This window comes from Streptomyces murinus (assembly GCF_002154555.1).
GTDB classification, from domain to species: Bacteria; Actinomycetota; Actinomycetes; order Streptomycetales; family Streptomycetaceae; genus Streptomyces; species Streptomyces murinus.
Genome location: NZ_MUNF01000055.1, coordinates 12,801 through 36,527 on the forward strand (window position 1 = coordinate 12,801; position 23,727 = coordinate 36,527).

Below are 23,727 nucleotides of genomic sequence, written 5' to 3' on the forward strand. Positions count from 1 at the left end.
GCTTTCCGCACCGGGGTCGCGCGTCTGCCGCGAGGAAGTGGCGAGAAATCGTCGGAAGGTGTGGAGGATCAAGCGTCCGCGTGGACCTCGGCCTCGACCGGGGCGCCGGATGCGTCCGGCTCGTCCGCCTTGGTCCGGTTCGCCTCGGCCCTGCTCTCCTCCTTGCCCCGGTCGCCCTTCTCCGGGGTAACGAATCGATAACCGACGTTCCGTACGGTGCCGATCAGCGACTCGTGCTCCGGGCCGAGCTTGGCCCGCAGCCGCCGTACGTGCACATCGACGGTCCGGGTGCCGCCGAAGTAGTCGTAGCCCCAGACCTCCTGGAGCAGCTGGGCGCGGGTGAAGACCCGGCCCGGGTGCTGGGCGAGGTACTTCAGCAGCTCGAACTCCTTGAAGGTCAGGTCGAGGACCCTGCCCTTGAGCTTGGCGGAGTACGTCGCCTCGTCCACCGAGAGATCGCCGTTGCGGATCTCCATCGGCGAGTCGTCGTGCGTGAGCTGCTGGCGCCCCATGGCGAGCCGCAGCCGCGCCTCGACCTCGGCCGGGCCCGCGGTGTCGAGGAGCACGTCGTCCACGCCCCAGTCGGCGGTGACGGCGGCGAGGCCGCCCTCGGTGACCACGAGCAGCAGGGGACAGCCGGGACCGGTGGAGCGCAGCAGCTGGCACAGGCTGCGCACCTGCGGCAGGTCGCGGCGGCCGTCGATCAGGATGACGTCGGCACCGGGCGTGTCGACCAGGGCGGGGCCCTCGGCGGGCGCGACCCGCACATTGTGCAGAAGCAGGCCGAGGGCCGGCAGGACTTCCGTCGACGGCTGGAGGGCGTTGGTCAGGAGCAGCAGAGAACTCATACGTCTGGTTCCTCCTCGGTCCCTGCGAGAACTGTGCGGACGGGCACTGCTCTGCGTTCCCGAAGGCCCGTACACCGGGGGACGCCGAGGGAGTCCCGCTCCGTATACAACGCTTCCGAAAGCACAAAAGGACCCGGTGGCAACGCTGCCCGAGTCCTCTGCCCAGCAGAATAGCCCACATGAGCAATCGCCCGGCAGGACATGTGGCACGTTCCACCGTACGTCCGGATGACGAGACAGGCAGACCAGGCCCTGTCCGGACATACCTGCGCACGGCGGACGGCGTTCCGGTCGAGGTCGTATACGACCCGGGGGCGGCCGTATACGACCCGGACGCCCCGGTGCTGGTGATCGCGCACGGTTTCACCGGGGACGTGGATCGCCCGCATGTGCGAAGGGTGGCGGCCGGGCTGGCCCGTTACGGCGCCGTCGTGACCTTCTCCTTCCGGGGCCACGGACGCTCGGGCGGGCGTTCCACGGTCGGCGACAAGGAGGTCCTCGACCTCGCCGCCGCACTCGCGTGGGCGCGCGGCTTCGGGCACGCGCGGGTGGCGACCGTCGGCTTCTCCATGGGCGCCTCGGTGGTGCTGCGGCACGCGGCCCTGCACCCGGGCACGGTGGACGCGGTGGCCGCGGTCAGCTCGCCCGCCCGCTGGTACTACCGGGGCACCGCCCCCATGCGCCGGCTGCACTGGCTGGTCACCCGCCCCGAGGGCCGCCTGGTCGGCCGCTACGGTCTGCGTACCCGTATCCACCACCGCGACTGGGACCCCATACCGCTCTCTCCCGTCGAGGCGGTCCCCCTGATCGCCCCGACGCCCCTGCTGATCGTGCACGGCGACCGCGACGGCTACTTCCCGCTCGACCACCCGCGGATGCTCGCCGACGCCTCCGGCGGCCACGCCGAACTGTGGCTGGAGCCGGGCATGGGCCATGCGGAGCACGCCGCGGACGACGCCCTGGTGGACCGCATCGGGGACTGGGCCGCCCGCCGCTCCGGCTAGCCTGGCTCCCGTTACTTACTGACTTTTACCAGCCGTCGATTGAGGAACCAGATGCCCAAGGTCACGGTGCGCTACTGGGCCGCCGCCAAGGCCGCGGCCGGGGTCGCCGAGGAGCCGTACGACGCGGCCACCCTCGCCGACGCGCTCACCGCCGTGCGCGCCCGGCACCCCGGTGAACTCACCCGCGTGCTCCAGCGCTGCTCCTATCTGATCGACGGCGACCCCGTCGGCACGCGCGCGCATGAGACGGTACGGCTGGCCGAGGGCGGCACGGTCGAGGTGCTCCCGCCGTTCGCAGGAGGGTGAGTCGATGACCGACCAGCCGTATCAGGGCGGCCCGTACGAGGGCTACGACCCCTACCAGCAGCAGCCCGCGCCGCCGCAGGACTGGCAGGGCACCGCATCGCAGGGCGCCCAGGGGGGCCCCGACCCGCAGTCCACCCAGACCTGGCAGGGCCAGACCTGGGAGACCCAGACCCACGCACCGGTCCAGGCGGCGGCGGAGGCGACGGCGTACCTGCCGCCGGTGACGGGGTATCCGCAGCAGGGGCAGTACCAGCAGGGCGAGGGGTTCGCGGGAGCGCAGGCCCAGCCGCAGTACCAGCAGGCCGGACAGCCCCAGCAGCAGTACCAGCAGATGGGCCACCCCGGCCCCCAGCCGATGGCCCAGCCGCAGCCGTACCCGCAGTCGGCGACGCCGATGCCGCAGCCGTACCCGACGGCGGGACCCGCGTCGGCCGCCCCCGCAGTCGCCCCCGCCGCAGGGGACCGCACCGCCGAGGAACCGTCCGGTGACGCGCCCTCCTACGGCCCCGCGACGCTCGCCGGCAACTCCCGGATCACCGACGCGCAGCGGGCCCGCCTGGAGGGCCGTTCGCCGATCATCGAGCCCGGGATGCAGCCGGCGCTGCTCACCGCGCTGCTCGGTCTGCTGCTGGCCGCGGCGGCGGGCCTCGGCTCGTACGCGCTGGCCGTCCCGCTGGTGCTGCTCCAGGCGGTGACGGCGGCGGGCTGGTTCCGGCTGAACGGCATGTGGCCGGCCCGGCAGGGCATCGCGCTGGCGTTCCTGGGCGGACTCGCGGCCGACGTGGCGGTACTGGCCGCGGGCCGCGGCAACGCGCCCGCCGCGATCCTTGGCACCCTCGGCGTCTGGGTCCTGCTCTCCCTGGTCCTCCAGCTCCGCTCGCACGCCTCGCCGGACGAGCGGATGTACGGCCTGATGGCGACGGTCGCCTCCGCGGCCCTGGCGATCCTGGCCACCGGCTACCTGGGCGCCGACCCGCACGCGGTCTCGGTGGGCGCGGCCGCGGTGGCGGTCGCCTCGCTGGCGCGTGCGCTGCCGCTGCCGACCCCGGCGTCGGTCGTGGTCGCGCTGCTCGCCGCGGCGGGCGCGGGCATCGCGGTGGGCGGCATGACCGGCCTCGGCACGCAGGGCGCCCTGCTCGGTGCCCTGGCCGGCGCGTGCGCCCTGGTCGGCCACCGGGTCGCCGGCTACGACTACCCCTCCCGCTTCGTCCACTTCACCGCGGGCGTCGCCCTGCCGCTGTCGGCGGCGGCGCCGGTGGTGTGGGCGTTGGGACGGGTGCTGGGTTAGCCGCCGGTCGCGAACGGCTCCCGCTCTCATACGGCAGGCCGGACGGCCCACGCCTCATGCGCCGGGTCGTCCAGCCAGGCCCGTTGTCCGCCCCGGGCGTCGGCCGTGAGCCCGAACCGGGTCACGTCCGGCGATCCCCGGTCCTTCCACCACCGATAGGCATCCGTCACCTCGTCCCACAGACGCCGGGGCCCCGACTGCCAGACGGTGGCGTCCCGTTGTCCGTCGCGGAACAGTACGCAGGCCCAGGACAGGTCGGTCAGGCCGTAGAACCAGACGGGACGCGCGCCCTCGCGTTTGTCCGCCGCGGCCTGTCGGCACCGGGGCACCCGGAGGCCGAGCACGAAAGGGAGGTCCGTGAGGCGTCCCGTGACGAACTCCTCCTCGGTCAGGGAAGTCGTCGTCCGCTTCGCGTCGTCCAGAGGGCCGGCCGACAGATAGGCGTCATGGTCGATCGCCGGGCCGCGCTGGGATCGGAGCTTCATGAACTCCACGGACCGGGTGAAGCGGCCCGTGGCCTTCCCGTCCCCGACCGTCAGGCGGGCCACGGCGTCCGCGTTGCCGTAGGCCGTGCCCCAGGGCGCGAGGATGATCCCGCCGGGGCGCGTCTGCCTGATCCAGGCGGTGGGCACTCGACGGATGCCGACCGTGGCGAGCACACGGTCGTACGGCGCCCCGCCCGGGTGCCCCTCGAACCCGTCCCCCACGATCACCTCCGGGTACAGCCCCTGGCGGCACAGCCGGTCGCGGGCAGCCGCGGAGACGGCCCGGTCCACGTCGACGGTCGTGACGTGGTGGCGTCCGAGGCGGTGCGTCAGCGCGCCGGCCGTCTCGCCAGTGCCCGTGCCCACGTCCAGGACGCGCATGCCGTCCTCGACCGCCAGGTCCTGGAGCAGGCCGTAGACCACGGACGGCATGGACGAGGAGCTGGTGGACAGCCTGCCCGGTTCCGTCCCCCGGTGCGCGCCGTCGTCCCACTGGATGACGACGGGGACGTTGCTGTCGGCCGCCGCGTACCAGCCGTCCGGATCATCCCGCCTGTCCACGGTGGCGCTCGCGCCGGTCGTCATGTCGTAGGGCCACATGAGGTCCGGGAGAAACGCGGCCCGGTCGACCGCCGCGAACGTCGGCGCCCAGTCCGAGGACAACACACCGGATTCCACGAGGATCCGCCCCAGCTCCTTGCGGCCGGGGCGGTCCATACGCAGGGAGTCGTACGTCACTTGCGGTGCTTCCCGTCTCCCTCCGGGCTCCCGCCGTCCGGGCTGGGCGGTTCCTGCGGCGGATTCCACGGCTGACCGGGGAGGTTGTCGTCGCCGTCGGCGTACAGATCGATGCGTGTCCTCATCGTCCGTTCTCCTTGCGTTCGTCACGGACTGCCGTGATCGGTACGGTAGGAGACAAAGACACTCAACTCCCATGTGATTGCACGAGGTTGCACCACAATCACCTGAGCAGTTCCACGGCGCCTTCGATCAGCGCGCGAGCCTTGGCCCCGTACACAGCCAGCTCGGCCAGCTCCGCGAACGTGTCGGCGTACAGGTCTACCTCACTCGGCTGGGTGATGGTGAGGTAGCCCGACACCAGCAGGCTGAGGAAGCCAGCGGACATCCTCACCTGCCTCGACATTCGTGAACGTGCCGTCGTACTCGTACCGGATGCAGTCGCTCAGCGGCTCGGAGACCACGCGCAGCCGGCGCATGGCCACCCCTCGGGCCGTCGCCTCGGTCACCACGTCCAGCCACGGCCGCCACCACGATGTGCGATCGACCGGCTTGTACGGGTCGTCCCGCATGTAGCTGTCCCGCATCTCAAGGTGCATCGCTGATCGCCGCGCCTTGGCACAGAGTGGATCCCATAGATTTTCAGGACCCGCGCCCTCGGCGCCCTCGTCGTCAAGGGCGCTATCCGGCAAGAGCGGTAGAGCGGCTCACCGCCCGGCCTTGACCCCGCCCACGAAGGCCGCCCAGGCGGGGGCGCCGAAGAGGAGGGGGGTGCGGGTGGTGTCCTTGCTGTCGCGGACGGGGACGAGGGGGAGGTTGTCGGCGAACTCCAGGCAGGCGCCGCCATCCGAGTTGCTGTATGAGCTCTTGCGCCAGTCGGCGGTTTGGAGGAGGTCGTCAGAGACCTCGACGCAGGCGCCGCCTTCCGAGTTGCTGTAGCTGCTCTTACGCCACGTCAGGCTGCTCAGGTCGATGGCTCGCATGGCGCTTCCTCCAGCATCTGCAAGATGAACTTCCGCGAGGCAGCAGGATCCATGACCGCGTCGCGAATCGCATCATATCTGCGCTGTAGGTCCTCAACTGGGCCTGCTTCCTCGATGAGTTCACCGCTTACGACAGTCTCGACGTAGGCGACGGTGCGGCCATCCGGAAGTCGTAGGAATGTCACGGCGGTGTCCATCAGACCATGCAGTCCGGCGCCGAACGGCAGCACGTAGAAGGTGATGTTCGGGCGCTCGGAGAGCATCACCAGGTGCTCCAACTGCCGCCGCCACATCTGCGCATCTTGCAGAGAGTTCCGTAGCGCGGCCTCGGAAAGGATGACGCGAAATGGTGAGGCGCATTCCCCGTCCAGCAGACTCTGGCGGTCCATGCGCGCGTCGGCCTGCTGTTCCACTTCATTGTGGGTGAGGCCACCCGTTGCGAGCAGTTCCAATGCGTACTCGCGGGTCTGAAGGAGACCGTGCAGGACGCTGCCGCCGTAGTGCCACATGCTGAGGGCTACGGCCTCCAGCGACATGTACTGCCGATACCGCTCCTTGAACTGCGTCGGGTCCGCCTTCGCCAGCTCCCACAGCGTGAGCAACTTGTCGCCCGTGCCGTAGAACGTGTCCAGGGCCACCACGGTCTCCGGGCCCCCGAGCGACTGGCCCTTCTCCATCTTGCTGAAGAGGGTCGGGTCCCAGCCCACCTGCGCGGCCAACGCCCGGAAGGTCAGCTGCCGTTCCTCCCGGAGTAACCGCAACTCCTCGGCGAACCGAGCCCTCGGCTCCTGGCTGCGACCCGTGATCGCCCGTCGCTGCGGCACCGCGCCCTCCCCGGTTTGTGGAATTTGTGGCACATGGCCCGCACGACCTGGCACAAGGCGCCGTTCCGCGCGTTTCCGCCTCCGTGCTGGGCCATTCTCGTATCAGGCCAGGAACACGCAGAGTAATACAACTGGCGCATTCCGTATAGAAGTTGGAGCAAAGGAGCGAAATCGATGTGCATGGATCCAGCCAACCAGGGCACCGGGCCCTCCCTCTACAACCGCGCCCGCCTCAGCGCCGAGGTACGGATCGCCAACGAGCGCGGGCAGGCGCTGCCGCCGGACCCGGACGACCTGAGCCGACCGCCCCGGGCGGTGCCGGGCTGTCCGGCGTGTCTGACGCTCGCGGAGCGGCGCGAGGTGGCGCGGGCCGAGTGCGACCGCAGCGCGGAGGCGGACGCGAACGTGCTGCTGCGCAGGCACCTGAGGGAGGAGCACTGCCCGTGACCAGGAACGATGAGAACCGGGCCCCGCTGAACCCCGGCTATGCGATCCCGCCGCCGCTGTTCCCGCCACCGCCCCGGCCGCTGCCGCCCGAGGTACCCGTCCCGGCCCCTGCCGTCGTACGGCGTCGTCGCCACCGTGCCCGCAGGGTCGACGGCGCGTTCGTGAGCGGCGCGCTGACCGTGCTCAGCCTGGCGGGCCTGCTGGTGGCGCTCGCCGTGGTGGCGGTCTGAGCCGCGCTCGCACCGCGGGCTACCCTTCCCGCATGGCGAAGAAGCTCGTGATCAAGGTGACGGCCGGGGCGGATGCCCCTGAGCGCTGCTCGCAGGCGTTCACGGTGGCGGCGGTGGCCGTGGCCAGCGGGGTCGAGGTGTCGCTGTGGCTGACCGGGGAGTCGTCCTGGTTCGCGCTGCCGGGGCGGGCCGCCGAGTTCGAGCTCCCGCACGCCGCTCCGCTGCCCGACCTGATCGACTCGATCCTCGCGGCCGGCCGCGTCACGCTGTGCACCCAGTGCGCGGCCCGGCGGGAGATCACGGAGAAGGACGTCATCGAGGGCGTACGCATCGCGGGCGCGCAGGTCTTCGTCCAGGAGGCGCTGGCCGACGACACCCAGGCGCTCGTCTACTAGCTCGTCCGCCGAGTACGGCTCCCTCAGGAGCGCGGGCGCTTCTTGCCGTCCAGCTCGTCCCACCACTCGTCGGACTGGGGATCGCCGGAGGGGTCGTCCCACCAGCGGTCCTCCGGCCCCCGCCGGTTCGCGATCATCGCGGCGACCGGCGGGATCACCATGGCGACGACACACATGCCGACGGCCGCCGGGACGGACCAGATCCGCACGACCCCCCACGCCAGGACGAACAGGCCGATACAGATCCCCATCATGGCGAAGTACACGTGACGTCGCCGTGCGTACATGCTTCCAGAGTAGGTCCGGGGGTCGGGTTCGGCGCCATAGTGGGGCCGGCTCGGTGTCGAGGCCCTGTCGGCGCCGCCCCCGACTGCGTGCCCTGTCACAGCTGATCGACATTTACCCTCCGCGAAGCCGCGCGGCGTTACCGTTGCGTAGCCGTGACCTATGTCGACCTGGGGGGAAACACCACATGCGCGCCCTGCGAATACTGCTGATCATCGTCGTGATCCTGGGCGGGCTGTTCGTGATCGTGGACCGGGTGGCGGTGCATTTCGCCCAGGGGGAGGTCGCGGACAAGCTGAAGTCGTCGGAGAACCTGTCGGTGACGCCGGACGTGGACATCAAGGGCTTCCCGTTCCTCACCCAGGTCGCCGGTGGCTCGCTGGACGATGTCGAGGTCGGGATCAAGAGCTATGACGCGGCTACCGGGGAGCCGGGGAAGACGATCCGCATCGACGACCTGGAAGCCGACATGAAGGGCGTCTCCTTCTCCGGCGACTACAGCTCGGCCACCGCCTCCAGCGCCACCGGCACCGCGACCATCTCGTACGACGAGCTGATGAAGACCGCCAAGTCGCAGCCCACCGACATCGGCCTGGGCATACGGGCCAAGGTCGTCGGTCTCTCCGACGGCGGCAACGGCAAGATCAAGGTCGCGGTCAAGGTCAGCGGCACCGTCGCCGGCGCCATCCCCATCGACCGCACGGTCTCCGTCCTGAGCACCGTCAGCGTCGTGAACAACAAGGTCGAGGTGCGCGCCGACTCCCTCCCCTCGGTCGCCGGCCTCGGACTCGCCGAGGACCGGGTCCGTACGATCACCGACTTCCAGCAGGTCATCGACCAGCTGCCGGGCGGCATCAAGCTGGCCAAGGTGGAGGCTGCCGAGAACGGCGTGAAGATCAGCGTGCAGGGTTCGGACGTCAAGCTGGCGGGGTAGAAAGCCGCGAAACGGCCCCGATGGGCACCGTTCGTCCGACAGGCGAGACGGTGACGTCCGTACCGTAGATGCGATGGCGCACCCGAGCGCCCGGAAGGCCTTCCCCCGGCCGCCGGGCGCTCTTCTCGTCCCGCCATTCGGACGATCGTGTCTCGCCATACGACACACCGGTGACACGCGCGCCCTCGCGTACCTACGATCGTCACCATGAAGCGACAGGCGGATCTCACGAAGCGGCGGGCAGTCGACCTGTGCCGCGTCGCCGCCATGCTCTGTCGCCCCTTCTGAGCGGAAGTTCCGCTTCCGCGTCTTTCACCCCTGCCCTGCTGGGCACCCGTGCGCCGCTCGCACCCCGGGCGCGCGCCCCTTCGCACTCGCACGCCCCGCCGTAACTGCCCCGGAGGAGAAAGAGCATGAGTCGTAGCGACGTCCTGGTCGACGCCGACTGGCTTCAGGAGCACCTGGACGACCCGACCATCGCGATCGTCGAGGTGGACGAGGACACGTCCGCCTACGAGAAGAACCACATCAAGAACGCGATCCGCATCGACTGGACCAAGGATCTCCAGGACCCGGTGCGCCGTGACTTCATCGACCAGGAGGGCTTCGAGAAGCTCCTGTCGGAGAAGGGCATCGCCAACGACCACACGGTGATCCTCTACGGCGGCAACAACAACTGGTTCGCCTCGTACGCCTACTGGTACTTCAAGCTGTACGGCCACGAGAGCGTCAAGCTCCTCGACGGCGGCCGCAAGAAGTGGGAGCTGGACGCCCGCGAGCTGGTCGCCGGCGACGAGGTCCCCGAGCGCGCGCAGACCTCGTACACGGCCCAGCCGCAGAACACCGCGATCCGCGCCTTCCGCGACGACGTCGTCAAGGCGATCGGCGCCGAGAACCTGGTCGACGTCCGTTCCCCCGACGAGTTCTCCGGCAAGCTGCTCGCCCCGGCCCACCTGCCGCAGGAGCAGTCGCAGCGTCCGGGCCACGTCCCGAGCGCGCGCAACATCCCGTGGTCGAAGAACGCCAACGACGACGGCACGTTCAAGTCGGACGACGAGCTCAAGGAGCTCTACACCGCGGAGAACGTGGACCTCGCCAAGGACACGATCGCCTACTGCCGCATCGGTGAGCGCTCGGCCCTGACCTGGTTCGTGCTGCACGAGCTGCTCGGCGTGGAGAACGTCAAGAACTACGACGGCTCCTGGACCGAGTACGGCTCCCTCGTCGGCGTGCCGATCGAGCTCGGCGCCAACAAGTAAGCGATCCCAAGCGACCTCTGGAGAAACAGCATGTGCGGAGCGAAGGCCGGTGGCCCCGACGCCTCGACGATCAAGCCCGGTGAGACCACGATCCAGGGTCAGGTGACCCGCGACGGCGAGCCGGTGACGGGCTACGTCCGTCTGCTCGACTCGACCGGCGAGTTCACCGCGGAGGTGCCCACCTCGGCGACCGGTCAGTTCCGCTTCTACGCGGCCGAGGGCACGTGGACCCTGCGCGCGCTGGTGCCGGGCGGCACCGCGGACCGCACGGTCGTGGCGCAGCAGGGCGGGCTCGCGGAGGTCGCCATCGCCGTCTGACGGCAGACGCGGAAGGGCCGTACCCCTGGGTTGGACGCCGGACGGGGTACGGCCCTTCGGCATGCCCGGGCCTCCCCGTCCCCGCAGCCCTGCCGCGTCCTCGGCGCTTCCCCGAATCGTGATCCTTCCGCCTACAACTCCATGTGCATGCCATGAGTCTGCTGTGCATGCGCGGGCCACCAGATCCGCGTTCCGCACCGCGAGGGGATGTCTTGGAAGCACTGGAGAAGCCGGAACCGGAAGCCGGGCCGACGGAGGAGGGGGAGGGGGAGAGACCCATGGCCCCGGTGCGGTGGCGTGGTCGTACCGCCGCACTGATCGCCTCGGCCGCCGCCCTCGGGATCGTCGCGGGGGGCTGCGTCGGGTACGTCGTACAGGCCGGCCGGGCGCCCACGAAGCTGCCGCCGCTGTCGCAGCCGGTGCTGCGGCAGGGCAAGGGCGCTGTCCCGCTGCTGACCGCGGCCGAGGACCGGCAGGTCAAGACCGATGGTGACCTGCGCAAACTGCTGCTGCCGAAGCCGCGCGGCGCCCGGGACGAGGACAGCGGCGGCGACGGCTGGATGGATCTGGAGGAGTACGCGACCTGGAGCGAGGACCCCGGCACCGGGTTCCGCTGGGCCCTCCAGAGCCGGCTGCGGCGCGTCGCCGCCACCAGCTGGCGGATCGGCGCCACGTACAGCGTCGACATACGGCTCGTGCAGTACCGCCAGGAGCAGACCGCGGGCGCCCGCGACGCGGTGCGGGACCAGGAGGGCTGGGTCGGGAACAGGCCCGGCATCGACAGCGTGCCCGTGCCCGGAGCCGGGGACGGCATGGCCTATGTGAGCCGGCGGCCGCGGTCCGAGCCCGGATACGTGCCGATGTACCAGGCCGAGGCCTATGCCTCGCGCGGCGACATCGTCATGCAGATGTGGATCACCGACACCAAGCCGGTGCCCGAGAAGAAGATCATGGATCTGGCGAAGCGGCAGGTGGGCCGGCTGTGAGCAGAGTGAAGGGCAAGTTCGTCGGGGCGGGGCTGCTGGCCGCCGCGGTCGTCGCCGGGGTCGGCTGGACGGCCGTCACCGTGTCCGGCGCCGACCGGGATCCCGGCAAGCCCGTCTGGAAGTTCCCCCCGGCGTCCTCCGCCAAGGACGGCGGCGGACCGCGGACGTCCGGGCTCGGCGGGGTGCTGCTGCCGTACGGGCAGGGGCCGACCGCGTACCAGCGGGGGCCGGACATCGCCGGGTACGGCTCCGACGTCGAACTCACCGGGCGCCAGGCCACCGCCCTGCGCAAGCAGTCGGTCCAGGGCCTGCCGCCGGACACCCGGCGCCGGATGGACGAGCTGATCGACAAGCAGCACATCAGCGGCATGGCCATGCGCAGCTACGCGAACATCGGCCGTGACAACGACGGGAAGGGCTCCTTCACCGTCAACGTCCAGCTGGTACGGATGGACGGCGGCGGCTCCGCGCACGACCGCGACGTCGAGTTCGGACAGGCGCTGGCCTCCGCCCTGCGCTTCCGCAAGGGCCCCGCGATCAAGGGCCACAAGGACGCGGCGTGCTTCCTGACGCCCAAGGCCGCCGACAAGAATTTCGACCTCATGTTCTGCAACGCCTACCAGGGCGGCGTTCTGGTCAGCGTCACCGCCGAGGGACCCCGGCCGCTGGAGACCAACGCCCTCGCCCTGTTCATCGGGCGTCAGCTCGACCGCATCAAGGACCCGGGGAAGGCCGTATGAGCGAGCAGAAGGCCGTCGAGGGAGTCATCGAGGGAGCCGAGCCGGGCGCGGAGGGTGTGACCGAGCGGGTGAGCGAGGAGCGGGAGCAGGCCGCAGGCGCTGCGGTCGGGGCCGAGGCCGGGGTCGGGCAGGAGCCGGTGCCCCCGGCGGCCCGGGCCGCTCGCGCCTCCCGTCCGCTGCGCGGAGCGCTCCGCTGGGCGGCCGCCCTCGCCGTCTTCGCCGTGTTCGGGGCGTCGACGGCGTACGGCGTCACCCGGCTGGAGCGCACCGACGTGCCCGGTCTCGCCACCGTCCCGGACGGCCGCTGGGACTACCCGCAGCTGGTGCGGCCACCGCTGCCCGAGGGCCGCCCGGCCCCCTTCGCCTCCTCGAACAAGGCCACCGCCCACTACGCGGACCTGCGCGCACTCGTGCTGCCGGCGCCGCGGGGCGCCACCGCCGACAAGACGCTCGCGGTGTCCCACGGCTGGGTGCGCACCGGGACCTTCCTCGACGAGTACCCCCTCAAGGACGACCGGGAGCTGCTCGGCGGCGTGTTCAGGGACCGGGGGCTGCGCCACATCGCGGCCCGCGGCTGGACCACGCCGGACGGCACCCGCACCCGGATCTATCTGCTCCAGTTCGACACCGGGCTGGTCGCAGGCGAGGTGCAGCAGGAGGAGTTCGCCGGGTACGACCATGCCCCGCGCACGCTGCGCGGCGCGCCCGGCACCGAGCTGGACGGGCAGTTCCCGGACAGCTGGCAGCTGCCGAACGTGACGCACTACGCGTACGACGAACCCCGGCCGTACGGCGCCGAGCAGGTCCGGCAGGCGTACCTCCTCGCCGGAGACGTGATCGGACTCGTCGTGCAGTCCCGCAAGGGCGGTGCGCACGCCGTGCCGTTCCAGCAGACGGTGGCGCTCCAGGCGGAGCTGCTCGGCTGAGGCCCACCTCGGAAAGAGAGCCGGAGCCCGGCCGCGTAAGCTGGGCTCCGGCTCTGTCGTATGCCCACCCTCGCTCAAGGAGCACCCGTGGAGATCTTCTTCGAAACCCTGCTGGTCCTGGTCTGCGTCGGCGTGCTCGCCTTCGCCTACCTGACCGTGAAGAAGCTGTACCAGGGCCAGCGCTGACCCTCCCACCAGGAAGCACCGCTCATGATCGAGATCCCGTCCGACCTGCACAAGGACCTCGTCCCGCTCGCCTTCCTCCTCGGCGACTGGGCCGGCGCCGGCGTGCATGACTTCCCCGGCTCCGAGAAGTGCAACTTCGGCCAGGAAGTCACCTTCACCCACGACGGCCGGGACTTCCTGGAGTACCACTCCCGTACCTGGGTGCTGGACAACGACGGCAACAAGGTCCGCCCGCTGGAGACCGAGTCCGGCTTCTGGCGGATCGACGCCGGCCGCAAGGTCGAGGTCACGATGACCCGCGACGACGGCACCATCGAGATCTGGTACGGCGAGATGGCCGACAAGAAGCCCCAGATCGACCTGGTCACGGACGCCGTCGCGCGCACCGCCACCGCCCGGCCGTACACCGGCGGCAAGCGCCTGTACGGCTATGTGAAGAGCGACCTCATGTGGGTCGGCGAGAAGCAGACCCCCGAGGTCGAGCTGCGCCCCTACATGTCCGCCCACCTGAAGAAAGTCGTCACCCCCGAGGACGTCGAACGCTGGGCCAAGGCCCTCCCGGACGACATGCCGGACGACGGCATCGCCTTCTTCAAGTAGGCCCGAGGGATCCTCGGCGGCTCTCGGTGCGCCGGGCGTGGTTCTAGACTCGTCGGTGTGGTGAGCACCGACTGGAAGAGCGACCTCAGGCAGCGCGGCTACCGGCTGACTCCGCAACGGCAGCTTGTCCTCGAAGCCGTGGATACCCTTGAACACGCGACCCCCGACGACATCCTCGTGGAAGTGAGGAAGACGGCGTCGGGGGTCAACATTTCCACCGTGTACCGCACGCTGGAGCTCCTGGAGGAGCTGGGCCTGGTCAGCCATGCCCATCTGGGGCACGGTGCGCCGACGTACCATCTCGCCGACCGGCACCACCATCTGCATCTGGTGTGCCGGGACTGCGAGAGCGTGATCGAGGCGGATGTGAGCGTGGCGGCGGAGTTCACCGCCAAGCTGCGGCGGCAGTTCGGGTTCGACACCGACATGAAGCACTTCGCGATCTTCGGCCGCTGCAAGGACTGCTCCCTGAAGAGTTCAACTACCACGTCGTAGGCTTGCGCTTATGAAGAGCCCCCTGCTGTCCCTGCCCGGCGCCGTCCCCGCCGAGGGCGTGGACGAAGGCGTCGCCGCCCACTACGGCGATCTGTTCCGCGAGCAGCGCGCACTCGCCGACGGCACCGGATTCGTCGACCTCTCGCACCGCGGAGTCCTCACCGTCACCGGCGAGGACCGGCTGAGCTGGCTGCATCTGCTGCTCACCCAGCACGTCAGCGATCTACCCACCGGCGAGGCGACCGAGGCGCTGATCCTCTCGGCGAACGGGCACATCGAGCACGCCCTGTACCTGGTGGACGACGGTACGACGGTCTGGGCGCACGTCGAGCCGGGCACCCGCGAGGCGCTGGTCGCCTACCTGGAGTCGATGAAGTTCTTCTACCGGGTGGAAGTCGCCGACCGCACCGACGAGTTCGCGGTGGTGTACCTGCCCGCCGGGTCCATCGCCGAGGTGCCCGAGGGCGTCGTCGTACGCGAGACCCCGTACGGCCGTGATCTCTTCCTGCCGCGCGCCGACCTGGAGTCCTTCGCGGCCTCGCACGGGCCCGCCGCGGGCCTGCTCGCGCACGAGGCGCTGCGGGTCGAGCACCACCGGCCGCGGCTCGGGTTCGAGACCGATCACCGCACGATCCCGCACGAGCTGGGCTGGATCGGTACGGCCGTGCATCTCCAGAAGGGCTGCTACCGGGGGCAGGAGACCGTCGCCCGGGTGCAGAACCTCGGCAAGCCGCCGCGCCGGCTCGTCTTCCTGCACCTGGACGGCAGTGATGTGCATCTGCCGGCGCCGGGCACGGAGATCAGGCTGGCGGACGAGGGCCCCGACGGCCGGAAGATCGGCTTCGTGACGTCCTCGGTCCGCCATCACGAGCTGGGCCCGGTGGCGCTCGCCCTGGTCAAGCGGAACGTCCCCCTCGACGCGGCGCTCCTGGCCGGAGACACGGCGGCGGCGCAGGAGGTCGTGGTCGAGCCGTAGTCGAGCCGTAGCCGCCCCCGGGCGGTCCGGGGCGGCTACATCTCCAGCAGTACCGTGAACGGCCCGTCGTTGGTCAGCGACACCCGCATCTTCGCCCCGAACCGCCCCGTGGCCACCGTCGCGCCCAGTGCCCGCAGCTGGGCCACGACCTCGTCCACCAGTGGCTCGGCGACATCGCCGGGGGCCGCCGCGTTCCAGGTGGGGCGGCGGCCCTTGCGGGCGTCGCCGTAGAGGGTGAACTGGCTGATGACGAGCAGCGGGGCGTCGAGGTCGCTGCACGAACGCTCCTCGGACAGCATCCGCACCGACCAGAGCTTGCGGGCCAGCTGCGCCGCCTTCTCCTTGGTGTCCTCATGGGTCACGCCGACGAGGACGCACAGGCCCTCGCCCTCGATCGCGCCCACCGTCTCGCCGTCCACGACGACGCTCGCGCCGTCCACTCTCTGCACCACCGCTCGCATGCGGACCATGATGCCGGGTCCCCGGATCGAGGCCGCGGGCGGACCTCCGGGACGCGTTCACAGGTAGAGCTTATGGAACCCTTACCGCCCATCCGGGGCTGTTCGGGGGCACTCGGTCACATACGGTGCGCCGGGGGTGGCACGATGCTGTCACACGCCGGTCGAGGGGACGGTCCGAACCACATGAGCACATCCAGCACCAGTGAGCTGCCGGTTCCCCAGGGGACGTACCGGCCGCCCGTACAGCGGGCCGACGAGCCCATGATCACACCGGCCGCCGTGCGGCCGGCGGCGCCCGAGCTGTCCCGGCTGAGCCTGTCCGAGCTGCGCGCGCTGCGCCGCGACGCCCAGCGCGACGAAGCCGATCTCAGCTATGTGCGGCGCCTGTTGCAGGGCCGGATCGACATCCTGCACGCGGAACTGGCGCGCCGCGGCCGGGCGGCCGTGCCCGCGCCGAAGGACGCCTCCGTGGTCGAGCGGCTCCCGGAGATCCTGCGCGACGCCCCGGCCCGGCACCGCTCCTCGGCCCGCCATGTCACCGTCGGCACCCCCCGGGGCGAGGAGGTGCGGCGGCTCGCCGCCGAGATGCTCGGCGAGGTGGAGCTGAGCGATCTCACCGCCCGCACCGACCCCGAACTGACCGCGGCCATGGGCCGGTTGGAGCGGTACGAGCAGGAGGTGTCGAGGCGCCGCCAGCGCCTCCAGCACACCGCCGACGGATGCGGCGGGGAGATCGCCCGCCGCTACCGGGTGGGCGAGGCGCAGGTGGACGACCTGCTGGTGTGACGGGACCGTGCGGGGACCAAGGGGCGGAAATCGGCAGGACATCCGGCGGGAGGGATGCCTACCGTGGGCTCATGAACGACGTCCGTACCGCGACCGAGGCCGACTTCGACGACTGGCAGCGCGCCCTGGCCGTTGGATTCACCCAGCCCCCGGCCCTGGCTCGTGAGCAACTCGACGCCCGACGGCGGAAGTTCACGCCGGGCCGCTATCTGGGGGCCGTGGACGGCGGCCGCTGGGTGGCCACGTTCCGCTCCTTCGAGCAGGAGCTGACCACGGTGGGCGGCGGGGTGGTTCCCGCCGACGCCATCAGCGGTGTGACCGTCAGCCCGACGCACCGCCGCCGCGGTCTGCTGAGCCGCATGATGGCGCAGGATCTCGCGGCGGCCCGGGAGCGCGGGGACGTCGTCGCCACCCTGCTCGCCGCCGAGTACCCGATCTACGGCCGGTTCGGCTTCGGTCCGGCCACCTGGATGTCCCGGTGGACCGTCGACGTCCCGCGGGCCGGCCTCGACCCCCGCTGGTCGGGCCCGGACGACGGCGGCCGGATCGAGCTGCTGGACGGCGCGGAGGTGCGCAAGCTGGGCCCCGAGCTGTTCGACCGGTTCCGCCGCGGCCAGCCCGGCGCGATCAGCCGCAATGAGCTGTGGTGGGAGCAGTTCACCGGCGCCCTGCGCGCCCACGCCGACTATGTGGAGCCGACGCACGCCCTGTACCGCTCGGCGTCCGGCGAGGCCCAGGGTCTGGTGACGTACCGCAGCGACGACACCTGGACCGGCCAGCAGCCCGACCAGACCGCGCGCGTCGAGCGGCTCTTCGGGACCACCCCGGCCGCCGAGCGGGCGCTGTGGCACTACATGTGCTCCATCGACTGGATCACCAAGGTCGACAGCGGCGGCCGCGGCCCGGACGATCTGCTCCCGTTCTTCCTGCCCGACCCGCGCGCCGCCCGGATCGCCGAGCAGTCGGACATGCTCTGGGTGCGGATCCTGGACGTCGTACGGGCCCTGGAGGCGCGGACCTACGACCAGGAGGGCGCGCTGGTCCTGGAGATCGTGGACGACGCCGGATACGCGGGCGGGCGCTACCGGCTGGAGACCTCGCCGCAGGGCGCGTCCTGTACGGCGACCACCGCGAGCCCCGATCTGACGCTGGGCGTCCAGGAGCTGGCGTCCGTATGGCTCGGCGGAGAGTCGCTGCTGCGGCTGGCCGCGCTGGGCCGGGTGCGGGCAGCGCGAGAGGGCGCCGCCCGGCAGGCCGACGCCCTGTTCCGCTCGCCCGGGCGCCCGTGGTGCCCGGACGACTTCTGACCGCTCCCCTCATCGGCGGCGCTGAGCTGTTCATCCGTAGCGAGCTGTTCAGTTGTGGCTGTGCTGGGTGTTCTTCGGTTGTGCGTGTGTTCAGTTGTGGCTGTGCGCTTCGTCTTCAGTTGTCGTCGTCTTCAGTTGTTCGCGTCTTCAGTTGTGACTGTGCGCTTCGCGGGCCGTCCCCGATACGGCCAACCACTGGAAAGCCTGACCATGTCAGCCGAGTTGGCTGCCAACTTATCTCTAGTTATCTCCGCCGGAAGGCGTCTCATAACCAGCTGTCGCTGAACTGCCGCAAGTTGGCGGGAAGTTGTAGGGTTTTCTCGTGGACCCGGAGCACGCCTCCGCCAGGGAACCCCGCGCGTCCCGCGCGTCCCATCGGGAGATCGCCGACGAGCTGCGCAGCCGGATCGGATCCGGCGCACTGCGCCCCGGGCAGCGCATGCCCACCCAGGCCGAGCTGGCCGAGGAGTTCGGTGTGGAGCGCGGCGCCGTCCGCCAGGCCCTGGACATCCTGCACGCGGAGCGACTGCTCACCGGGGTGTCCAAGGGCAGCCCGGCCAGGGTGGCGCAGGACGCGTGGCCGGGGTGGTCCGCCGCGCCGCCGCAGCCCACCGTGGTGGGGCTCGGCCCGCGCGTCGCGGCTGCCTTCGCCGCCCCCCGGGTGCGGATCGACGCGCTCTGTCTGACCTCGGTGTCGCTCACGCTGGCCGTCGGCGAGCAGCTGCGGCTGATCCATGCGGGGGAGCTGAAACCGGCCAAGATCGATGTCCGGGTGCTGCTGCCCAGCCACCGGATCGAGCTGGCCTTCCCGACCCCGGTGGACCCGGTGAACGCGGGCGACGGCGGGCTGCTGCACGAGCGCTGGCTGGCGGTGCGCAACGCCCAGGGCCTGGTGCTGCGGCAGAATCTGCTGGCCCTGCGCACCACACACGGCATCGATGTGCGGCTGACCTTCCGCGCGCTGCCGTTCACGCCCCCGGTCAAGCTCTATCTACTCAACGAGGCCGAGGCGCTGTTCGCGTACTACACCCTGGGGCGCCATGAGCAGCGGGAGTTCGGCGGGGAACCGCTCCAGTCGTACGACGCGGACGGCACGCGCTCGATGCTGTTCGCCTTCGGGCCGGGCGCCGGGACGCGGGATGCCGAGACGGGGGATGCCGGGCCGCGGGACGCCGGAGCGCGGGACGCCGCCTTCGTGGCGGAGTCCCGGCGGTGGTTCGACGCCCTGTGGGAGACGATCAGCTCCGATCTGGAGCTGACGTAGCTGAGCCCTCGGTGCTCAGATCGCGGGGCCGGTCAGGAGCACCGCGAGCAGGATCGCGCCGACGGAGCTGACCGCCGGGCTCTTGGCTCTGTGGCCGACGGTGAACAGCAGCAGGCCGAGAGCGCCGGCGGTGCCGTACCTCCACTGCACGAGCTGTTCGAGGCCGAGGGCGAGGGTGGCGGAGAGGAGGGCGGGAGCGGGCACGGCGAATCCCCCTTCGGGTGCCGGTGGAGCAACGACGGGAGGCAAAACTTCCGCCAACTTGGAAAAGTTGGCAACCAACTCTGTTTAAGTTGTCCCCACTTGGTGGCACTACATAAACAACTTCTCAGCAACTCCCCTCAGATGGACGGAAGTTATAACGTTTGGTGGTGACCCAGGAGCACATGGCAGTCAACGGCAGCGGCAGACGCAGCCCCCAGGAGATCGCGGGCGTCCTGCGCGAGCGGATGCGCGCCGGGATTCTGCGGCCGGGCGAACGGCTGCCCACTCAGGCCGAGTTGGCCGAGGAGTTCGGCGTCGAGCGGGGTGCCGTACGCCAGGCGCTGCGGGTGCTCCAGCAGGACGGACTGCTCAGCGGTGTCAGCAAGGGCAGTCCGCCGCGGGTCGCCGAGCAGCGGTCCGGAGTCGGGGAGCCCCAGCCCACGATGGTGGCCCTCGCGCCCCGGCTGACCGACGCGTTCGCGGCGCCGCAGGTGCGGATCGACGCCGTCTGTCTGACCGCGCAGAGCCTGATCCCGGCCCTTGGTGAACCGTTGCGCCTGATCCACGAGGGCAAGCTGCGCCCGGAGCGGATCGATGTCCGCGTCCTGCTGCCCTCGCGGGAGATCAGCCTCGCCTTCCCGGTCTCGGTCGACGCCGGGAGCGCGGAGGACGACGCGGTGCACCAGCGCTGGCTGGCCATGCGCAACGCCCAGGGGCAGGTGCTCCAGTACAACCTCCAGGCCCTGCGCGCCACCCATGACATCGACGTCCATGTCACCTTCCGGGCCCTGCCGTTCACCCCGCCGGTGAAGCTGTACCTGCTCAACGGGGCCGAGGCGCTCTTCGCGCACTACATGATCACGCGCCGCGCCGAGCCCACCGACAACGGGACGCTGGAGATGTACGACGCGGTCGGCTCCGAGTCCCTGCTCTTCTCCTTCGAGCGGGGCGCCGGGCAGCGGGACGCGGTGTTCGTGGAGGAATCGCAGAAGTGGTTCGACGCCCTCTGGGAAACCATCTCCACGGACCTGACACTCTCCTAGTGACTTCTGATACGACTTCTGATGCGAGCGAGATCGAGAAGCTTCGTGTACTGATCACTTCCGCCCGGGTCGTGCTGTGGGACTTCGACGGCCCCATCTGCCGGCTGTTCGCCACGCACAAGGCCGAGCGGATCGCCGCGGACCTGGTGGCCTGGCTGGAGCGGCAGGGCCTGCACGGACTGCTCACCCCGGCCGAACGCGGCACCCTGGACCCCCAGGTGGTGCTGCGCGCGGTGGGCCGCCGCCGGCCCGGCAGCGACCTCGTCACCGGCCTGGAGGAACGCCTCACCCAGGAGGAGCTGCGGGCCGCCGCCTCCGCGCTGCCCACCGCCTGGGCCGACCCGCTGATCCGCACCTGGACCGCCGTCGGCGCCCGGCTCGCCGTCACCACCAACAACTCGCCACGCGTGGCCCGCAGTTACCTGGAGTCCCGGGGCCTGACCGCCTGCTTCGCGCCGCACCTGTACGGCCGTACCGAGCATCTGCACCACCTCAAGCCCGACCCGCACTGCCTGCTGCGCGCCCTCGGTGCCATGGGTGCCGCCCCCACCGCCGCCCTGATGATCGGCGACACTCCCTCCGACCTCGCCGCCGCCCGCGACGCCGGGGTCCCCTTCCTGGGCTACGCCCGCAACGAGGCGAAGGAGAAACCTTTGCGCGCGGCCGGCGCCGAGCACGTCGTACGGTCGCTGGAACCGCTGTTGCGCCTGCTCAGGGGCGGCCGGGGGGTCGGTTAGCATGCGGAGACGCGGCCGGATCACCGTCCGGCCGCGGGTACACGGGTGCGGGGCGCGGCGAGGTGCCGGGCCCCGGGCGCCGGATCGGCACAGCCGAGCGGCGGACCACCCGTTGGGCTACTCCACCGCGCCCGGCGGCCGTACCGGCCGCCACGGGGGAATAGCGTTTCCCCGGACCTGTCGCCCGACCGGTCCTCCCCCTTGTGCGATCGATCCCGGAGCGGCCAGTGGGCGCACCGTCCATTCCCCCTACCGTCGTGGGGAAGCGCGCCGAAGCCATGCGGACGGATGCCGCCTGCCGTGCCTTCGTGGCCCGTGCCGCGGCGGCGGGGGCGAGTCGCGAGGGCCCGCGCCATCGCGACCACGTACTGCCGCTGACCGAACCGCTCGCCGGTCTGCTCGGCTGGGCCCCGGGCACGCCGGTGACCGTGCGGCTGCCCCGCCCGGACGCGGCACCGGCCGTGCGCACCTGGGAGAGCGAGGCGCAGATCCTGCGCGCGGTCCACCGGGTGCTGCCCCGGGCGCCGGAGTGCCTGGCCGCCGGGGAGGGGTACGTCATCCACAGCCATGTGGACGGCCGGACACCGGACGAAGGGCCCCCGCCGCAGGACATCGCCGCGCTGCTCGCCGCCCTCGCCCAGGTGCGCCGCACCGCGCTGCCGCCGCTGCCCCCGCACTGGCCGCGCAACCACACCGACTCCCAGGGCTTCCTGCGCACCCTCGCCCATCTCGCCGACCGGCAGATCCGGGGGGCCGACTGGCGCAGGTACGGCGGCCTGTTCACCGCGCTCGGCGTCCCCGAGGACGCGCTCACCCGCCTCGCCGAGCGGGTGCCCGCGCTGACCCGCCGCCCGTACGTCCTGCTCCACGGCGATCTGCGCCGCGCCCAACTCGTCGTGACGGACGACGGGTTGCGCTGCACGGGCTGGGAACTGGCGAGCTACGGCGACCCGTTGTACGACCTCGCCGTCCACCTCGTACGGACGCGCCGCCCCGAGCCCGAGCGTGCGGCACTCGTGCGTGCCTGGGCCGACGCGGTGGCCCGCGCCCGGCCCGCCGCCGTCGCCGGACTCGGCAAGGACCTGCCCCACTACCTCGCCCTCGAACACGCCCAGTCCCTCTACACCGATGTCGTCCGGGCCGTCCGCGCCCTGGGCCGCTCCTTCGACCCGGAGTCCCTGGAGCGGGCCACCGCCGTCGTGGGCGACGCCCTGCGCGCGGCCACGGAGCCGCTGCGGCTCGGCCGGGTGCCCGGCGCCGACGAGATCGAGCGGATCCTCTTCCGGCGCGGCGCCGCCCGGCCCGGCCTGCGCCCCCGGGCCATCGCCTGGACACCGGACCGGCGGGTCCCCGAACACCCCGGCTTCCCGCACCACGCGGTCGCCGACGCCCTGTTCCTGGAGGGCGCCGCCCCGGCCGAGCGGGTGTTCAAGGGTGCCGCGCACCTCACCACCGTGCTCCGGGTGCCCGGCACCGGCTTCCCCGTCGTCGTACGCCGCGAGGTGACCGTCGTACTGCGCCGCGAGCGCAGCTTCCTCAGCGAGCACGCCGTCCTCGCCGCCATCGAACGGTCCGGGGTGCCGGTCGCCGCCCCCCGCGTCCTCGCGCTCGGCACCAGCCACGCCGCCGACCCCGCCCACCGCTACCGCGGCGACCGCTTCGCCGTGCACACCTACGAGGGCGGTCGCGACCTCGGCCGCCGCCCCGACCACCCGGTCGACGGACTGCGCCCGCACGAGGCGGACCACCTGGTCGACCAGCTGGCCGCGCTGACCGGTGTCGACCCGGCCGGCATCGACCCGCTCGGCGGCCGCCCCGGCTTCTACGGCTGGCTCAGCGAGCAGCTCGTCGCGCTGGTCGAGGCGCTGCCGCGGCAGTCCCAGCAGACGGCCCGCTTCCTCGGTCTGCCGGACGGGCCCCGGCTGCGCGAGATCCTCGCCCGGCACCGGGTCACCGACCGCGCCCCCGCCCTGCTGCACGGCGACCTCAACCCCTGGAACCTGGTGCGCCGCGACGACGGCCCCGCCCTCACCCTCATCGACTGGGAGATGGCCCTGGTCGGGGACCCGCTGTACGAACTGGTCCGGCACATGCACCTCACCCCGACCCGGCCGGAGATCCGTGACCGCATGTTCCGCCGCTGGGCGGCCCGCCTCGACGCGCGCCACACCCATGACTGGCAGCGGGACTGGCGGGTCTACCGCTGGATCGAGCTGGTCCGCTCGGCCTACGTCGACCTCGACCGGCTGGTCACCGGATCCAGCCTGGACGCGCCCAACGTACGGCGGGCGGTGGCGTCGTACGGCATGACGCTCACGGCGGCCACGGCCTCGCTGGGGCTGTCCGGGCGCCCCTGGGGACTGCCCCGGCTGGGACTGCCCCGGCTGGGACTCGGCTGAGCACTGCGTAGGCTCGCCCCATGGGTGAGTCGGAGCCGCGTGAGCGGGAGACGGGAACGCGGGAGCCGGGGCTGCGGGAGCGCAAGCGGCAGCGGATGTACCAGGAGGTGTCGGACACCGCGGTACGGCTGTTCCTGGAGCGGGGCTTCGACGCGGTGCCGGTGGCGGAGGTGGCCGCGGCCGCCGGGATCTCCAAGCCGACCCTCTTCCGGTACTTCCCGGCCAAGGAGGACCTGGTCCTGCACCGGATCGCGGACCACGAGGACGAGGCCG

Annotated in this window: 32 protein-coding genes and 1 pseudogene; 23 read left to right on the forward strand and 10 right to left on the reverse strand. The window is 71.4% G+C overall.

Features of this window, described 5'->3' with window-relative positions:
• Nucleotides 1-68: 68 nt before the first annotated feature.
• Nucleotides 69-848 (reverse strand): response regulator transcription factor, encoded by a 780-nt coding sequence (locus CCN72_RS04160; RefSeq protein WP_086806366.1) that lies wholly within the window; start codon nucleotides 846-848, stop codon nucleotides 69-71.
• A 179-nt stretch (nucleotides 849-1,027) separates the two neighbouring features.
• Between CCN72_RS04160 and CCN72_RS04165 the strand changes: the two genes are divergently transcribed.
• The 3 genes from CCN72_RS04165 to CCN72_RS04175 are packed head-to-tail and all read left to right on the forward strand — an operon-like array spanning nucleotide 1,028 to nucleotide 3,446.
• Nucleotides 1,028-1,852, forward strand: a complete 825-nt coding sequence (locus CCN72_RS04165; RefSeq protein WP_086806367.1) for an alpha/beta hydrolase family protein — start codon at nucleotides 1,028-1,030, stop codon at nucleotides 1,850-1,852.
• Between the two features lie 51 nt (nucleotides 1,853-1,903).
• Nucleotides 1,904-2,158 carry a MoaD/ThiS family protein gene (locus tag CCN72_RS04170; protein ID WP_037653452.1) on the forward strand — a complete coding sequence of 85 codons (255 nt, stop codon included), beginning with the start codon at nucleotides 1,904-1,906 and terminating at the stop codon, nucleotides 2,156-2,158.
• Nucleotides 2,159-2,162: 4 nt separating this feature from the next.
• Entirely contained in the window at nucleotides 2,163-3,446 is a 1,284-nt protein-coding gene (locus tag CCN72_RS04175; RefSeq protein WP_086806368.1) for a hypothetical protein, read from the forward strand.
• Between the two features lie 26 nt (nucleotides 3,447-3,472).
• Here the strand turns inward: CCN72_RS04175 and CCN72_RS04180 are convergent, their stop codons facing one another.
• From CCN72_RS04180 to CCN72_RS04195, 6 genes and pseudogenes are all read right to left on the reverse strand, one after another.
• Nucleotides 3,473-4,669: a methyltransferase domain-containing protein gene (locus tag CCN72_RS04180; protein ID WP_244174121.1), complete on the reverse strand. Its 1,197-nt coding sequence runs from the start codon at nucleotides 4,667-4,669 to the stop codon at nucleotides 3,473-3,475.
• Entirely contained in the window at nucleotides 4,666-4,794 is a 129-nt protein-coding gene (locus tag CCN72_RS41350; RefSeq protein WP_269821122.1) for a hypothetical protein, read from the reverse strand. Before CCN72_RS41350 ends, CCN72_RS04180 begins: the two co-directional genes overlap by 4 nt.
• 98 nt (nucleotides 4,795-4,892) lie before the next feature.
• A pseudogene (locus CCN72_RS37865) lies at nucleotides 4,893-5,033 on the reverse strand (transcriptional regulator); the annotation flags it as partial.
• Nucleotides 4,996-5,268 (reverse strand): DUF6879 family protein, encoded by a 273-nt coding sequence (locus tag CCN72_RS40225; protein WP_402150262.1) that lies wholly within the window; start codon nucleotides 5,266-5,268, stop codon nucleotides 4,996-4,998. The gene CCN72_RS40225 and the pseudogene CCN72_RS37865, both read right to left, overlap by 38 nt.
• 108 nt (nucleotides 5,269-5,376) lie before the next feature.
• Nucleotides 5,377-5,652 carry a DUF397 domain-containing protein gene (locus CCN72_RS04190; RefSeq protein ID WP_086806369.1) on the reverse strand — a complete coding sequence of 92 codons (276 nt, stop codon included), beginning with the start codon at nucleotides 5,650-5,652 and terminating at the stop codon, nucleotides 5,377-5,379.
• Nucleotides 5,634-6,476 carry a DUF5753 domain-containing protein gene (locus CCN72_RS04195; protein WP_086806370.1) on the reverse strand — a complete coding sequence of 281 codons (843 nt, stop codon included), beginning with the start codon at nucleotides 6,474-6,476 and terminating at the stop codon, nucleotides 5,634-5,636. Before CCN72_RS04195 ends, CCN72_RS04190 begins: the two co-directional genes overlap by 19 nt.
• 174 nt (nucleotides 6,477-6,650) lie before the next feature.
• On the opposite strand from CCN72_RS04195, the gene CCN72_RS04200 reads away from it, so the two are divergent.
• From CCN72_RS04200 to CCN72_RS04210, 3 genes are read left to right on the forward strand one after another with little or no spacing between them, the layout of a single operon-like run.
• Nucleotides 6,651-6,923 carry a hypothetical protein gene (locus tag CCN72_RS04200; RefSeq protein ID WP_086806371.1) on the forward strand — a complete coding sequence of 91 codons (273 nt, stop codon included), beginning with the start codon at nucleotides 6,651-6,653 and terminating at the stop codon, nucleotides 6,921-6,923.
• Entirely contained in the window at nucleotides 6,920-7,153 is a 234-nt protein-coding gene (locus CCN72_RS04205) for a hypothetical protein (RefSeq protein WP_086806372.1), read from the forward strand. Before CCN72_RS04200 ends, CCN72_RS04205 begins: the two co-directional genes overlap by 4 nt.
• Before the next feature lie 32 nt (nucleotides 7,154-7,185).
• Nucleotides 7,186-7,548: a DsrE family protein gene (locus tag CCN72_RS04210; RefSeq protein WP_085565427.1), complete on the forward strand. Its 363-nt coding sequence runs from the start codon at nucleotides 7,186-7,188 to the stop codon at nucleotides 7,546-7,548.
• Nucleotides 7,549-7,571: 23 nt separating this feature from the next.
• Here the strand turns inward: CCN72_RS04210 and CCN72_RS04215 are convergent, their stop codons facing one another.
• Nucleotides 7,572-7,835: a DUF3099 domain-containing protein gene (locus CCN72_RS04215; protein WP_046422628.1), complete on the reverse strand. Its 264-nt coding sequence runs from the start codon at nucleotides 7,833-7,835 to the stop codon at nucleotides 7,572-7,574.
• A gap of 185 nt (nucleotides 7,836-8,020) precedes the next feature.
• Here CCN72_RS04215 and CCN72_RS04220 point away from each other — a divergent pair, with 185 nt between their 5' ends.
• The 10 genes from CCN72_RS04220 (at nucleotide 8,021) to ygfZ (ending at nucleotide 15,253) form a co-directional block, all read left to right on the forward strand.
• Nucleotides 8,021-8,767, forward strand: coding sequence for an LmeA family phospholipid-binding protein (locus tag CCN72_RS04220; protein ID WP_086806373.1), 747 nt, complete (start codon nucleotides 8,021-8,023; stop codon nucleotides 8,765-8,767).
• Between the two features lie 207 nt (nucleotides 8,768-8,974).
• Nucleotides 8,975-9,055, forward strand: a complete 81-nt coding sequence (locus tag CCN72_RS41640) for an Ms5788A family Cys-rich leader peptide (RefSeq protein WP_350751515.1) — start codon at nucleotides 8,975-8,977, stop codon at nucleotides 9,053-9,055.
• 125 nt (nucleotides 9,056-9,180) lie between these two features.
• A complete protein-coding gene (locus tag CCN72_RS04225) occupies nucleotides 9,181-10,026 on the forward strand; it encodes a sulfurtransferase (RefSeq protein ID WP_085565424.1) in 846 nt (281 codons plus the stop codon).
• A 30-nt stretch (nucleotides 10,027-10,056) separates the two neighbouring features.
• A complete protein-coding gene (locus tag CCN72_RS04230) occupies nucleotides 10,057-10,344 on the forward strand; it encodes a DUF1416 domain-containing protein (RefSeq protein ID WP_006348354.1) in 288 nt (95 codons plus the stop codon).
• Between the two features lie 278 nt (nucleotides 10,345-10,622).
• Nucleotides 10,623-11,330 carry a hypothetical protein gene (locus tag CCN72_RS04235; RefSeq protein WP_086806374.1) on the forward strand — a complete coding sequence of 236 codons (708 nt, stop codon included), beginning with the start codon at nucleotides 10,623-10,625 and terminating at the stop codon, nucleotides 11,328-11,330.
• Entirely contained in the window at nucleotides 11,327-12,070 is a 744-nt protein-coding gene (locus CCN72_RS40230; protein ID WP_244174122.1) for a hypothetical protein, read from the forward strand. Before CCN72_RS04235 ends, CCN72_RS40230 begins: the two co-directional genes overlap by 4 nt.
• Nucleotides 12,067-12,996, forward strand: a complete 930-nt coding sequence (locus CCN72_RS04245) for a hypothetical protein (RefSeq protein WP_244174123.1) — start codon at nucleotides 12,067-12,069, stop codon at nucleotides 12,994-12,996. Before CCN72_RS40230 ends, CCN72_RS04245 begins: the two co-directional genes overlap by 4 nt.
• A 210-nt stretch (nucleotides 12,997-13,206) precedes the next feature.
• Entirely contained in the window at nucleotides 13,207-13,782 is a 576-nt protein-coding gene (locus CCN72_RS04255; RefSeq protein WP_086806376.1) for a heme-binding beta-barrel domain-containing protein, read from the forward strand.
• A gap of 57 nt (nucleotides 13,783-13,839) precedes the next feature.
• Entirely contained in the window at nucleotides 13,840-14,277 is a 438-nt protein-coding gene (locus CCN72_RS04260; protein ID WP_037653437.1) for a Fur family transcriptional regulator, read from the forward strand.
• A 10-nt stretch (nucleotides 14,278-14,287) separates the two neighbouring features.
• Complete coding sequence (gene ygfZ, locus CCN72_RS04265; RefSeq protein ID WP_085565422.1) at nucleotides 14,288-15,253, forward strand: CAF17-like 4Fe-4S cluster assembly/insertion protein YgfZ; 966 nt, start codon at nucleotides 14,288-14,290, stop codon at nucleotides 15,251-15,253.
• Between the two features lie 35 nt (nucleotides 15,254-15,288).
• Here ygfZ and dtd read toward each other — a convergent pair whose 3' ends face one another.
• Nucleotides 15,289-15,714, reverse strand: coding sequence for a D-aminoacyl-tRNA deacylase (gene dtd / locus CCN72_RS04270; RefSeq protein WP_037653536.1), 426 nt, complete (start codon nucleotides 15,712-15,714; stop codon nucleotides 15,289-15,291).
• Between the two features lie 183 nt (nucleotides 15,715-15,897).
• Between dtd and CCN72_RS04275 the strand changes: the two genes are divergently transcribed.
• The 3 genes from CCN72_RS04275 (at nucleotide 15,898) to CCN72_RS04285 (ending at nucleotide 19,071) form a co-directional block, all read left to right on the forward strand.
• The gene (locus CCN72_RS04275) at nucleotides 15,898-16,500 is read left to right on the forward strand and encodes an RsiG family protein (protein ID WP_086806377.1); all 603 of its coding nucleotides are present in this window, start codon (nucleotides 15,898-15,900) and stop codon (nucleotides 16,498-16,500) included.
• Nucleotides 16,501-16,571: 71 nt separating this feature from the next.
• A complete protein-coding gene (locus tag CCN72_RS04280) occupies nucleotides 16,572-17,807 on the forward strand; it encodes a GNAT family N-acetyltransferase (RefSeq protein WP_086806378.1) in 1,236 nt (411 codons plus the stop codon).
• 322 nt (nucleotides 17,808-18,129) lie between these two features.
• Nucleotides 18,130-19,071: a winged helix-turn-helix domain-containing protein gene (locus CCN72_RS04285; protein ID WP_086806379.1), complete on the forward strand. Its 942-nt coding sequence runs from the start codon at nucleotides 18,130-18,132 to the stop codon at nucleotides 19,069-19,071.
• Nucleotides 19,072-19,086: 15 nt separating this feature from the next.
• On the opposite strand, the gene CCN72_RS04290 is transcribed toward CCN72_RS04285, so the two are convergent.
• Entirely contained in the window at nucleotides 19,087-19,275 is a 189-nt protein-coding gene (locus CCN72_RS04290) for a hypothetical protein (protein WP_086806380.1), read from the reverse strand.
• Between the two features lie 161 nt (nucleotides 19,276-19,436).
• Between CCN72_RS04290 and CCN72_RS04295 the strand changes: the two genes are divergently transcribed.
• The 4 genes from CCN72_RS04295 to CCN72_RS04310 form a co-directional block, all read left to right on the forward strand.
• Entirely contained in the window at nucleotides 19,437-20,318 is an 882-nt protein-coding gene (locus CCN72_RS04295; RefSeq protein ID WP_208637913.1) for a winged helix-turn-helix domain-containing protein, read from the forward strand.
• Nucleotides 20,318-21,055, forward strand: a complete 738-nt coding sequence (locus CCN72_RS04300; RefSeq protein ID WP_244174124.1) for an HAD family hydrolase — start codon at nucleotides 20,318-20,320, stop codon at nucleotides 21,053-21,055. The genes CCN72_RS04295 and CCN72_RS04300 overlap by 1 nt, the downstream gene beginning before the upstream one ends.
• A 278-nt stretch (nucleotides 21,056-21,333) precedes the next feature.
• On the forward strand, nucleotides 21,334-23,454 hold the full coding sequence (locus tag CCN72_RS04305; RefSeq protein ID WP_208637914.1) for a phosphotransferase family protein: 2,121 nt from the start codon (nucleotides 21,334-21,336) through the stop codon (nucleotides 23,452-23,454).
• A gap of 20 nt (nucleotides 23,455-23,474) precedes the next feature.
• On the forward strand, nucleotides 23,475-23,727 hold a 253-nt coding region (locus CCN72_RS04310), incomplete at its 3' end, for a helix-turn-helix domain-containing protein (RefSeq protein ID WP_143664038.1).